The organism is Roseovarius sp. EC-HK134 (genome assembly GCF_902498815.1).
Taxonomy (GTDB): Bacteria; Pseudomonadota; Alphaproteobacteria; order Rhodobacterales; family Rhodobacteraceae; genus Roseovarius; species Roseovarius mucosus_A.
The window spans coordinates 2,928,331-2,940,585 of record NZ_LR701544.1; the positions used below are offsets into that span (position 1 = coordinate 2,928,331).

General features: G+C 60.0%; 11 protein-coding genes and 1 tRNA gene. 4 read left to right on the forward strand and 8 right to left on the reverse strand.

All coding sequences use genetic code 11. The features are described from left to right. The first annotated feature begins 34 nt into the window (after positions 1 to 34). A complete protein-coding gene (locus GC127_RS18020; RefSeq protein WP_151979199.1) occupies positions 35 to 1,441 on the forward strand; it encodes a TolC family outer membrane protein in 1,407 nt (468 codons plus the stop codon). 72 nt (positions 1,442 to 1,513) lie between these two features. Further along, positions 1,514 to 2,335 (forward strand): hypothetical protein, encoded by an 822-nt coding sequence (locus GC127_RS18025; protein ID WP_151979200.1) that lies wholly within the window; start codon positions 1,514 to 1,516, stop codon positions 2,333 to 2,335. Here GC127_RS18025 and GC127_RS18030 read toward each other — a convergent pair. Both GC127_RS18030 and GC127_RS18035 read right to left on the reverse strand, forming a co-directional pair. Continuing rightward, positions 2,320 to 3,786: a cobyric acid synthase gene (locus GC127_RS18030; protein WP_151979201.1), complete on the reverse strand. Its 1,467-nt coding sequence runs from the start codon at positions 3,784 to 3,786 to the stop codon at positions 2,320 to 2,322. The genes GC127_RS18025 and GC127_RS18030 overlap by 16 nt on opposite strands. Positions 3,787 to 3,935: 149 nt before the next feature. After that, positions 3,936 to 4,256, reverse strand: coding sequence for a DUF6280 family protein (locus GC127_RS18035; protein WP_037271076.1), 321 nt, complete (start codon positions 4,254 to 4,256; stop codon positions 3,936 to 3,938). A gap of 217 nt (positions 4,257 to 4,473) precedes the next feature. Here GC127_RS18035 and efp point away from each other — a divergent pair, with 217 nt between their 5' ends. Then, entirely contained in the window at positions 4,474 to 5,037 is a 564-nt protein-coding gene (gene efp, locus GC127_RS18040; protein WP_008282186.1) for an elongation factor P, read from the forward strand. 78 nt (positions 5,038 to 5,115) lie between these two features. On the opposite strand, the gene GC127_RS18045 is transcribed toward efp, so the two are convergent. Beyond that, the gene (locus tag GC127_RS18045) at positions 5,116 to 6,483 is read right to left on the reverse strand and encodes a sodium:proline symporter (RefSeq protein ID WP_081508458.1); all 1,368 of its coding nucleotides are present in this window, start codon (positions 6,481 to 6,483) and stop codon (positions 5,116 to 5,118) included. 102 nt (positions 6,484 to 6,585) lie between these two features. Further along, complete coding sequence (locus tag GC127_RS18050; protein WP_151979834.1) at positions 6,586 to 7,365, reverse strand: SDR family oxidoreductase; 780 nt, start codon at positions 7,363 to 7,365, stop codon at positions 6,586 to 6,588. Positions 7,366 to 7,559: 194 nt separating this feature from the next. Here GC127_RS18050 and GC127_RS18055 point away from each other — a divergent pair, with 194 nt between their 5' ends. Further along, positions 7,560 to 8,573 carry a Hint domain-containing protein gene (locus GC127_RS18055; protein ID WP_151979202.1) on the forward strand — a complete coding sequence of 338 codons (1,014 nt, stop codon included), beginning with the start codon at positions 7,560 to 7,562 and terminating at the stop codon, positions 8,571 to 8,573. Positions 8,574 to 8,673: 100 nt separating this feature from the next. Here GC127_RS18055 and GC127_RS18060 read toward each other — a convergent pair. The 4 genes from GC127_RS18060 to GC127_RS18075 form a co-directional block, all read right to left on the reverse strand. Then, positions 8,674 to 8,750: transfer RNA gene (locus GC127_RS18060), tRNA-Arg, on the reverse strand. 42 nt (positions 8,751 to 8,792) lie between these two features. Further along, the gene (gene truA, locus GC127_RS18065; protein ID WP_151979203.1) at positions 8,793 to 9,569 is read right to left on the reverse strand and encodes a tRNA pseudouridine(38-40) synthase TruA; all 777 of its coding nucleotides are present in this window, start codon (positions 9,567 to 9,569) and stop codon (positions 8,793 to 8,795) included. An 87-nt stretch (positions 9,570 to 9,656) separates the two neighbouring features. Beyond that, the gene (locus tag GC127_RS18070) at positions 9,657 to 11,144 is read right to left on the reverse strand and encodes a replicative DNA helicase (protein WP_008282191.1); all 1,488 of its coding nucleotides are present in this window, start codon (positions 11,142 to 11,144) and stop codon (positions 9,657 to 9,659) included. A gap of 249 nt (positions 11,145 to 11,393) precedes the next feature. Continuing rightward, positions 11,394 to 12,071, reverse strand: a complete 678-nt coding sequence (locus GC127_RS18075; protein ID WP_151979204.1) for an orotate phosphoribosyltransferase — start codon at positions 12,069 to 12,071, stop codon at positions 11,394 to 11,396. Positions 12,072 to 12,255: the final 184 nt, after the last annotated feature.

Below are 12,255 nucleotides of genomic sequence, written 5' to 3' on the forward strand. Positions count from 1 at the left end.
GGGAGCGGCGCGGCAAAAGAGGGATGGCGAGCGCATGAGAACGAACAAGTTGCGGACCTTGGGCGGTGTTTTCGGGCTGGCAATTCTGGGCCTTGCGCCGGTTACAGCCAAGGCTGAAACACTCGCCGATGCGCTCAAGAGCGCCTATGTCAACAGTGGCCTTCTGGAACAGAACCGCGCCTTGCTGCGCTCAGCTGATGAGAATGTGGCGCAGGCGGTGGCCAGTCTTCGGCCAATCATCGATTGGACTTCGGGGATCACCCTCGATTCATCGGATACGCGTTCGCAAGGGGCCAATCGTAACAACACGTCAACATCGCTCAATCTTGGGATTACCGGAAGCCTGCTGGTCTATGATTTCGGCCGCAGCGATTTTCTGACCGAATCCGCCAAAGAGACCGTGTTGGCCACGCGCCAGACCCTGATCAGTGTTGAGCAATTCGTGCTGTTGACGGGCGTGCAGGCCTATATGAACGTGATCCGCAATCAAGAATTCGTGGACCTGCGGCAGAACAACCTGCGTTTGTTGCGCGAGGAACTGCGCGCGGCGCAGGACCGGTTCGAGGTAGGCGAGGTGACCCGCACCGATGTGGCGCAGGCGGAATCCGCTGTGGCATTGGCGCAAAGCGGATTGGCTGCGGCGCAGGGCGACCTTACCCGTGCAATCGAGGAGTTCCGCGAGGCAATCGGACGTGATCCGGGCAGTTTGCAGACACCGAGCGAATTGCCGCAACTGGGTGAGAATGTCGATGCCGCCAAAGCCGCGGCGCTGCGGCGTCACCCGGATCTTTTGCAGGCGCAGCACAATGTTGCCGCCGCCGAGTTGAACATCAGCGCCGCTGAGGCAGCGCTGTTGCCCACCCTGAATCTGACGGCGCGCGTCGGGGCATCCGAAGAACTCGACGGGTCAGACATGTCGCGCACCGGCAGTCTGGGCGTCGAAATGCGCGGCCCGATTTATCGCGGTGGCCGCCTCACGTCGCAGCAACGCCAAGCTATGGCGCAGCGCGATGCGCAATTGGCGCTGCTGCATCTGGCGGGGCTTCAGGTCAAGCAGGATGTGGGCGATTCCTATGCCAATCTGCGCGCAGCCCGCGCCAGCCGCACGGCCAGCCGCGAGGCGGTGCGTGCTGCCCAAGTGGCCTTTGACGGCACCCGCGAAGAGGCGACACTGGGCGCTCGTACCACGCTGGATGTCTTGGATGCCGAACAGGACCTGCTTGATGCGCGGGCTAATCTGATCTCGGCCAATGCCGATGTGGTGATTGCTGCATATTCGGTGCTGGCGTCGATTGGCGAGTTGACGGCGCGGGATCTGAACCTTGGGGTGCAGACCTATGATCCGGCCGCGTATTACGAACTGGTCAAAGATGCGCCGATCGAAAGCAGTCCGCAGGGCCAGAAGCTCGACCGGGTGTTGCGGGCTTTGGGAAAGAACTGAAAAGTTTTTGAAACGGTTGTGTGGCACCGCCTGCAGCGGTAAGCTCTGCATAGGCAAGAATGGTACAAGAGCATGTCCGACCCCGTGACCAATGTGGAAATCGAGGATGTCCTGTCGTCGATAAGGCGGCTGGTCTCGAATGGCCAAGCCGAACGCCTCAGCACAACCGTGGCCGCGCCGCGCGAGGCAGGGATGCCGGCGGCGGACCGGCTTGTCCTGACACCGGCCTTGCGGGTGGATGAACCCGTAGCAGAGCCGCCTGCCGAGGCTGTGGATGCCGAAGAGCCGGATGCGCATAACGTTTGGACAGGCACGGATCTCTCTGAGCATGAGACAGATATTCAGGACGAAAGCGCGCCTGAGGGGATTGAGACAGAGTTCAGTGAGCCCGATCAGACGCCTGATCTTCCGTCGGAACTGAGCGCGCAGGCTGCAGAATTTGAAGCGATGATCGCCGGGCGCGACGATCAGTGGGAGCCGGATGGCGCCTCTGACGACGATTACGCCGGGGGAGCCGCTGAATCGGTGCTGAGTTGGTCCGAGACGGATGAGCCAGAGATTGACGAAGAGGCAGAGCTGGACGAGGCCGAGACGGCCCCCTCAGTTGATCCCGACTGGGATGAGTCGGACGATCTGGCCTCGGAACGCCATGTTCAGGATTGGCAGGATGCGGATGCGGCGGATTTGCGCCCGGCACCGGATGCCGATGCGGATCGCGGCGAGGGTCTGCTGATGGATGACGCCGTGCTGGATGAAGAGGCCCTGCGTGATTTGGTGGCCGAGATTGTTCGGCAAGAATTGCAAGGTGCCTTGGGCGAGCGGATCACCCGCAACGTGCGCAAACTTGTGCGCCGCGAGATTCACCGCGCGCTGACCAGTCAGGATTTCGACTGAGTTGGAATGTCTGCACTGAGCGAAAAGAGCAGATCTAAATCCATATACGCTTCCAGATGCGCCGCGAGAGCGTCGAGCGTGGCCTCGACATCTGCCCCATAGCTCAGGTCTGATCGCGCACCTAGCCCTGCCAGAAACGCCGCACGAAACGCGTCGGACGCGAAGAGCCCGTGCAGATAAGCGCCGCGCACCCGGCCACTGGCCGAAGCGGCCCCCTCAGGGCGATCCCCGACACGCAGCCATGCGTGCGCGCAATCCGGGCCGATGGTTTCACCTAAATGGATTTCATACCCTTCTACGGCATCGCCAGTTTCGAGATAGGTGGCCTGTGTCAGGGCAAGTCGCTTTTCCGGCTTCATCACCGTCACGACGTCGAGATGCCCCAGGCCGGGCACCGAGGCGGGAGGGCCCTCGATGCCGTCCGGGTCTTCGATCCGGTGCCCCAGCATCTGATAGCCGCCACAGATGCCCAGCACATGCCCGCCGCGCCGGATGTGGGCGGCAAGGTCAATATCCCAACCTTGGGCGCGGAAATGTGCCAGATCGGCGATGGTGGATTTGCTTCCGGGGATAAGCACCAAATCGGCATCGCCGGGCAGGGGGCTGCCTGCCCCGATGATTTCCACACTCACACCCGGTTCGCTGCTGAGGGGATCAAGATCGTCGAAATTGGCAATCCGGCCAAGACGCGGCACGACCACCTTGAAAGCGCCGCCCTTGGTCGAGGCGATATCCATCACATCCTCAGCCGGAAGGCGCCATGCGTCTGAAAACCATGGCACGACGCCCAAAGAGGGCCAGCCTGTGCGCGTCACAATTTCGCGCAAGCCCTCGTCAAAGAGGCTGACATCGCCACGAAACTTGTTGATGGCAAAAGCCTTGATCCGGGCGGCATCTTGGGGCGGCAACACCGCTTGGGTGCCGACAACCTGCGCGATGACCCCACCCCGGTCGATATCACCCACAAGGATCACGGGCACGCCTGCGGCCTCGGCAAAGCCCATATTGGCGATGTCTCCGGCGCGAAGGTTGATTTCCGCGGGGCTGCCCGCCCCCTCGACCAGCACGAGATCTGCGGTGGCGGCAAGGCGGTGAAAACTCTCAAGCGTGGGGGCCAGCAACTGCGGTTTGGCCCGGGCATAGTCGCGGGCGCGCAGCGTGGCAAAGCGGCGGCCCTGCACGATCACTTGGGCGCCAATATCGCTCTCGGGTTTGAGCAGTACGGGATTCATATCGGTGTGTGGCGCGCGGTACGCGGCCAGCGCCTGAAGCGCCTGCGCGCGACCGATTTCGCCGCCATCCACGGTGACAGCGGCATTGTTTGACATGTTTTGCGGCTTGAACGGGGCCACCGACAGGCAACGTCGGGCATAGGCGCGCGCCATACCTGCCACGAGCATGGACTTGCCCACATTCGAGCCTGCCCCCTGAATCATGATCGCGCGTGTCATTGCGATGCCCCTTTTGCCGCTCTGTGCTGATACCGTTTGAGAGTGCAGGGGGAAAGGCCGGTTTCCGTCACAAAGGCCTGTTTTCCCGACCGCAACGCAAAAGCCCTGCCGCAGGGGCAGGGCTTTTATACGTGGTCAGGCAGCAGTGCTCAGGCGGCTTCGGCCTGCGCCGCAGCATTCCGGCGTTCACTTTCTTCACGCGAGAGGGCCACAGAGGTGCGCACGCCCTTGGATACGAAATCCATCAGGCCGGCAACAACCCGCTCATTCGGGTCGATCCCGGCGCAGGACAATACTTCGCGGCCATCACGCGACCGCGCCCAGCGGGCGATCTGCTCGGGGCCATTGCCATATTTCTTGTCATCGGAAATGGCGTCATCCAGAGCGGCCAGCACAACGGCCGCAAAGAGTTTACGAGCACGGTTGCCCTGTTCGGCGTTGAAAGCCGTACCGTCAACGAAATCCTTCATCATTCGTCCTTGTTCTTATTGCTCTTGCGTTTTGGGCGTGACGGACCTTATGGCGGAGTTTTTGCGATTCGGATAGAGCACAGTTGCATAACTTCTATGCGAATTTTGCATACCTCGCCACGATGCATAACGACATTTCGTTGTCTTGCCACCCAACATCCCTCCAGATATAGGAAGCATCAATCTCACATCAACCTTTTGTCACGGTTTGAACGCAATGCCCAAGATCAATGGAAACGAAATTCGCCCCGGTAATGTGCTGGAGCATAATGGCCACCTCTGGGCCGCGGTGAAGGTCGATCACGTAAAGCCCGGCAAGGGCGGTGCCTTTGCTCAGGTCGAAATGAAGAACCTGCGCAACGGCTCCAAACTCAACGAACGCTTTCGCAGCGCCGACAAGGTCGAGCGTGTGCGCCTTGAGCAAAAGGATCAGCAGTTTCTCTATGAAGAGAATGGCAAGCTGGTGTTCATGGATGCCGAGACCTATGAGCAGATCGAATTGCCCGCTGACCTTTTGGGGGAACGTCGTCCGTTTCTTCAGGACGGTATGACCATCACGGTTGAATTCCACGAGAGCGAGGCGCTGCACGCCGCGCTGCCGCAAAAGGTGATTTGCCGCATCGTCGAGACTGAGCCCGTCGTGAAGGGGCAGACGGCGGCCAATAGCTTCAAGCCTGCGATCCTCGATAATGGGGTCAAGGTCATGGTGCCGCCCTTTGTTGGACCTGACGAGGATATCGTCGTCAACACCGAGACGATGGAATATTCCGAGCGCGCCTGAACGGGCAAGAGCACTCAAAACGAAAAAGGGGGCAGGCCGGTGTTGGCCTGCCCCCTGTTCTTTTGGAACACGCCCGGCTCAGCTGCGTCGAGCGCCCATCATCACCGCGGCAAATCCAGCGATCAACACCCCCACGCAGATGACCAACAGCTGCTCGTATTTATGGGCCTCTGGCAGTAGCGCAACGGCCCAGTCGGCTTCGCGCGCGAAGTAGAGCACGGCACCGAACATCGCCGCACCAAAAGCCACCAGATAGGACCAGAGTGCGATATGACGCCCCATCACCAGCCCAATGATCAGAATAGGTGTCAGAAACATGCTGGCCGTGCCGCTGATGGCCACAGCGTCGAACAGCGTCTGATTGCCCCATAGGGTCAGACCGGTGCCAACCACCATGAACGCGATCATTGCCATGCGCCCACCCGCAAGCGACCGCTGCCCCAGTTTCAGCTCGTCCACCACAAGCCGCGCGGCACTGGCCAGTGCGGAATCGAGCGTGCTGAGAGCTGAAATAAGCAGTGACACGAGCAACGCCACAAAAAGCCATGCCGGGAACATCGTGGCCCAAGTGCCAATCAACTCGCCCTCATATTCCGCCCCGACCAATCCAGCCTGAATGCCGAAAAAGCCAAAGCCAATAATGCAGAGCGTAGAGATCCAGAAGGCATGCAGGAAAGAGCGGCGCGTTGTCTCGGGATCGGCGATAAAGCCGCGATCCATCATCACCGGGTCATGTGCGGGGTAAGAGAACACCTGCAACAGCGCCACCAGCAAAAGAACTTGGCCACTCCAGGCACCGGAAGTGCCCGGCGCGGTCAGCACGGCCCCAAGGTCAAAGCCGGGGCTGATCACCAGCGCTACAAAGGCAACCGCGAAAACGCCCAAGAATACCACCATCTGCAACACATCGGTGCGCAGCGCCGCGCTTAGCCCGCCCCAAGCGCTATAGGCCAACCCAAGCACCGCGACGATCAGGATAGAGGCGTCGCGCGCGATGCCCATTTCAGGCAGGGCTGCGGCAAAGATCAGCCCCACCACGAGCAGATTGGCAAAAACCTCGGACAAGAGCCGCAGAGCAATGACGAAGTTGTAGCAGGCCTTGCCCATTGCGCCAAAATGTGTGCCCAGCCAATCCTGCACAGAGCCCGCGCCACCTGCACGCAATCGGCCTACGATATAGCCGCCGCTCAGGAAAGAGCCGTAGTAAGCAGCATAGGCCAGCGTGCCCCAAATCCCGAAGAAATACCCCAGAATGGCCGAATTCATCAAAGAACGAGCGAAAATCCAGGTTGTGACCTGGCTTAGGACCAGCACCCAAAGACCTGGCGCTCGGCCATCCGTGCCGGTGCCGTTGAAAAAACCTTCAATCGTGGCGCGACGCGGTGCGACGAACAGGCTGCCCAGAATGACGAGGCCAAAAAGGCCAATAATCGCCAATGCTTGCATGACGTGTGTTTCCTCCGTGGAATGGTTGCTCCAGTGCTAATGACCAGAGCGTTCCAGCACCAGAGTTTATGTAACCTGATCCCGCTTTCGTGATGCCCGCGATCAGAGCGTTGCGTTGACGCCGCCGCCATCCAGCAGGATGTTTTGTCCCACGATAAAACCCGCATGCTGGCTACAGAGAAAGGCACAAGCCGCGCCAAATTCCTGCGCCGTGCCATAGCGCCCAGCGGGAATGCTGGCACAGCGGCGCGCCTTTGCCTCCTCCATGCTGATCCCTTGTGCTTTGGCCACGCCTTCATCCAGTGCTGTGGCGCGATCCGTGGCATGGATACCCGGTAGCAGGTTGTTGATCGTGACGCCGCTGCCAGCCACTTGCCGTGACGTGCCCGCGACATAGCCTGTCAGGCCTGCGCGCGCCGAATTGCTAAGACCTAGCGCCGGGATCGGCGCCTTGACCGATTGCGAGGTAATGTTGACCACACGGCCCCAGCCCCGCGCCATCATTCCGGGGACCAAGGCCTTTATCAGCGCGATAGGGGTCAGCATATTGGCGTCGAGTGCTCGGATAAAATCCTCGCGGTCCCAATCAGACCACAGACCCGGCGGCGGTCCTCCGGCATTGTTGACGAGAATGTCCACGTCTTGCGCCACGGCAAGCACTGCTGCGCGACCGGCCTCTGAGGTAATGTCGGCCGCGACCGTCTGAACGGTAACGTCGAAATCCGCACGAATGGCCGTTGCAGCCGCCTCGAGCGTCTCGCCGCCGCGTGCGTTGATCACCAGATCGACCCCTGCCTCGGCCAATGCGCGCGCAGAGCCCAATCCCAAGCCTTTGGACGCGGCGCAGACCAACGCCCGTTTCCCCTTGATCCCCAGATCCATCATCCACTCTCCTGCTTAATCAACGCGAAATTAACACGCTGTCAGCAAGAATGGCCAGATGCTTGCAAGTGGGCGTGTGACGGGCCTCGTCCACGAGGGCATGTCCATCACATTGACGCCATGATACCACAATTCTAAACTACGCTGCCCGATAGAGAATTGTGACCCCAGCCATATCAGGACCAACTGCACCCATGACCTCTGATCTTGCCCCGTCCGACCACATCCTGCCCGTGTATACGGGATTGGATTTTCGCGTCGTCAACGGGGCGAACATGGGGGATGCGCTGTCTTTTGCGGCTGAGCTCGACCTCGACGATGTCTATGAGTTGCAGCCGCAAGCGCGGCAGCTTCGCCTCTCGCTTTCTCTGGCAGGGGGGGCACCATTTAAAATCGCTCGCGGCTCCGAGGTTGGTCGACCCGGTGCGCAAATCCATCTCGACTGTTGCCTGACGTTGATGTCGGGCACCGGGCGCACAACCGAAATGATCGTGCTGGTCGAGGTGGATGATGCCGGAAACATGGTAGAGGTTTTTGCCATGCCGCTGGCGCAGATGCGGCCCAAGACCGGCTATGCGCTGGTGGGCATTGACACGGAGAACGTGCTGCAACGCTTTGCTCAGGTGGCGTGCGTGTCGTTCTCGCGGGGCACCCACATCACCATGGCAACGGGGGAACAGCGCCCGGTCGAAACCTTGGTGCGCGGCGACATGGTCCTTACCCGCGATGACGGGGTGCGGCCAATTCGGTGGGTCGGGCACTCGACCGTTCGAGCGGTCGGGGATTTCGCCCCCATTCGGATTTCTGCTGGGGCGTTGCACAATGAAAACGACCTGTTGGTCAGCCCCGATCATCGGCTCTTTATTTACCAGCGCTCGGATGCCCTTGGTGCGGGCCGGGCCGAAGTATTGGTGCGCGCCCGGCATCTGGTCAACGGGGATACCGTGCGCCGCGAGAGCGGCGGTTTCATAGACTACGTTCAACTGCTCTTTGACCGGCATCAAATCATCTATGCCGAAGGGATTGCTGCCGAAACCCTGCTGGTCGATCCGCGCACCTCTGCTGCACTGCCCGCCGATCTCAAAGAGGCGCTGAGCCGACAGATTGCAGGCCAGAACGCCCCCAGCCACCTGCAATTCGAGGTGGGGCAAGCGCTGCTCAATCACCCGAATGCGGCGGATATCCTGAAACGGGCGTCAACGCGCTAACTACTGGCGTGGCAAGAGGCCAAGTCAGATTTGCGTTATCGCCTGCATCGCGCACAAACACAGGTGGCCGGCGCACATAAGACAGCGGATTCACAATATCTGGCGATCCCGGGAGGACTCGAACCCCCAACATCCTGATTAGAAGTCAGGTGCTCTATCCGGTTGAGCTACGGGACCGCTGGGCAGGGTCTTAGCGTGGCAAGGACACAAGATCAAAGCCTAATCTTGCGCGGCGAACGGGTCTTGCGCATAGCTGACCCCAGCCAGATAGAGGCCATGAGGGGGGCACACCGGGCCACAGGCGGCGCGGTCGCGTGCGTTCAGTGCGGCGCGCACCTCATCGGGATGCCAAGACCCCGCGCCCACACGCTCCAACGTGCCCACGATACTGCGGACTTGATTGTGCAGAAACGACCGGGCGCGCAGGCGGAAATGGATCTCGGGGCCCATGGCGCTCTCGTGCTCTGAAATCTCAATGGCGTCCAATGTCTTGATTGGGCTTGCCGCCTGACAAATGGTCGAGCGGAAAGTGGTGAAATCATGCATCCCGATCAGATGTTGTGCGCCTGCGCGCATCGCCTCGATATCGAGCTTTGGGCGCACATGCCAAACCCGGCCTCGGTCCAACGTAACAGGGGCGCGTCGGGACATGACGCGAAAAAGATAGCGCCGCTCGTTTGCGGAAAACCTTGCGTGCCAGTCTTCAGCGACACGCGCGCAGGCCGTAATCGCCACGGGCAAAGGTTTGAGGTGATAGTTGAGCGCCTCTGACAGGCGAAACGTGCCCCATTCCCGTGTCAGGTCGCAATGCGCCACCTGGGCAATCGCGTGCACGCCTGCATCCGTGCGCCCGGCGGCGGCGATGGTATGGGGCCCCGGTTCAATCCGCGCCAGCGCCGCCTCGACGGCACCTTGCACAGAGGGGTGATCGACCTGCCGCTGCCATCCGGCAAAAGGCGCGCCATCATATTCGATCCGGAGGGCATATCGGGGCATGGTCGGCGTGTCTTGCTATCAATTGCGGTTCATCTGGCCCGAAATACCTCGGGGGTTCGGGGGCAGCGCCCCCGTCCATCGCAGGTTTCAGTAGTCGGCGTTTCCGCCTTGTTGCCAGGGCTTGACCAGATTGCCAAAGCGGGTGAACTGCGCCTCAAAGCTCAATTCAACCGTACCGATGGGGCCGTGGCGCTGTTTGCCGATGATGACTTCGGCCTTGCCATGCAGGCGCGACATCGCCTCTTGCCATTCGGCCATCTTATCCATCTCGTGATCGCCCGGCTTTTCGCGTTCCTTGTAATACTCTTCGCGGAACACGAACATCACGACATCGGCGTCCTGTTCGATCGAGCCGGACTCGCGCAGGTCCGAGAGTTGCGGGCGCTTGTCCTCGCGGCTTTCGACTTGGCGCGACAACTGCGAAAGGGCCACGACGGGAATATTAAGTTCCTTGGCTATTGCCTTGAGCCCCATGGAAATTTCGCCAATCTCCTGCACCCGGTTGTCAGAGGACCCGCGCACAAGTTGCAGGTAGTCGACGATCAAGAGATCAAGACCATGCGTGCGCTTTAACCGTCGCGCGCGCGCGGCAAGTTGTGAAATCGGGATCGCGGCAGTATCGTCGATATAGAGCGGACAGGATTCCAGTGTCTTGGCGGCTTCGACAAAGCGGCGGAACTCGCTTTCGTCCATGTCGCCCTGACGGATCTTGTGCGAAGAGATTTCCGAGGCTTCGGCCAGCACCCGACCGGCCAATTGTTCGGCGCTCATTTCAAGCGAGAAGAAGCCCACGACGCCGCCATCCACAGCCCCCTCTGACCCATCGGGCAGCGTGCCTCGGCGATAGGCCTTGGCTACGTTAAAGGCGATATTGGTCGCGAGCGAGGTTTTGCCCATCGAGGGGCGACCCGCAAGGATCAGAAGGTCGGATTTGTGCAGCCCGCCCAGTTTTCCATCAAGATCGACCAGCCCGGTTGAGATACCTGCCAATCCGCCTTCGCGCTGATAGGCGGCGTTGGCCACATTAACAGCGTCTGTTACAGCCTTGAGAAAGCTTTGAAATCCGCTCTCGGACTGACCTTGCTCAGCCAATTGGTAGAGCTTTTGTTCGGCCTCGACGATTTGATCCTTGGGTTCGCTATCGACATTGACGCGGGCCGCCTTGCCGGCGATGTCATGACCCAAGGCAATAAGCGCGCGGCGGATCGCCAGATCATAGATCATCTGCGCATAGTCGCGCACGGCGAAGGTCGAGATCGCGGCACCGGCCAGTTTGGCAAGATACGCAGGCCCGCCAAGCTCTTTTAATCCCTCATCATTTTCGAGGAACGCGCGCAAGGTTACGGGCGAGGCAAGGTTATTCTTGGCGATGCGGGCGGCGGCGGTTTCGAAAATACGGGCATGGACGGGGTCGTAGAAATGCTGTGGGCCGATAATGGCGGCGATGCGGTCATAGACATCGTTATTTGTCAGGATCGCACCGAGAAGTTGCTGCTCAGCCTCGATCGAATGCGGCACGCTTTCAGCGGATTGAATCTCTGCCCCAGTCGGATTGAAAGCGCTGATCTCGTTCATGCCTGCGGTCCCCGTTTGTTCGGTGTTTTATCGGTATCGTGTCGGTAGTCTTGGTTCGAGAGTTCTAGGCCAATCCTTGCGCGCTCGCCACTTGTATAAACCTGTGGGCATTTGGCGGGATAAGTCGGTGGATAGGGCCGCGCCACAGAAGCGCCGCCCATATCCTGTATTAGGATTTTCCTAGCCTACCACATATCGAAGCATTTTACGATTCGAGAGGTGGTTTATCCCCATCCCCTGAGGACAAATTTATTTCTTGTGTGCCGCCTGCCACTTACGGGGATCGCGCAAGAAATCTTCGACCGCGTCAAGGGTAGCGGTCTCGAAAATCGCTTGCGTGCGCGCCTCGGCCAACACATCCCACCACGTGCAGAGGTGATGCAGGGCCACGCTGTGATCGCCAAGGGTTTTCTCGGTCTCGGGGAAAATGCCGTAGTAAAAGATCACCGCCGTATGGCCGCAGGTGGCCCCGGTTTCGCGGATGGCATCCACAAAGCTGAGCTTTGAGCCGCCATCCGTGGTGAGATCCTCAACCAAGAGCACGCGCTGCCCCTCGGTCATGGCCCCTTCGATGCGAGCGTTGCGCCCATAGCCTTTCGGTTTCTTGCGCACATAGGTCATGGGCAGGGCCATACGCTCGGCGACAAGGGCCGCAAAGGGAATACCCGCGGTTTCGCCGCCCGCGATATTGTCGAACGCCTCAAACCCGGCTTCCCGCATCACGGTGATCGAGAGAAAATCCATAAGGGTGCTGCGGATGCGCGGATAGGAGATCAACTTGCGGCAGTCGATATAGGTGGGTGAGGGCAGGCCCGAGGCCAGCGTAAAGGGCGTGTCCGCGTTGAAATGCACTGCGCCGATTTCCAGCAGCATGCGGGCGGTCAGACGGGCGATCTCATCCTTGGGCGGGTAGGTGGTGGGGATCATGGCAGGGTCCTTGGGTTGGGCGGTACGCGGAAGAGACTTGGGCGTCCAGAGGAGGTATTGTCAAGAAAAAGGGCTATATTTTTCAACTGAATGTGGGTTTGTCTGTCTCTTTATGTCTGCTTTTGGAATCTACGCTTGGCCCGATGGTTCAGACTGGGTTGATGCTTTGGATTTAGCATCTACC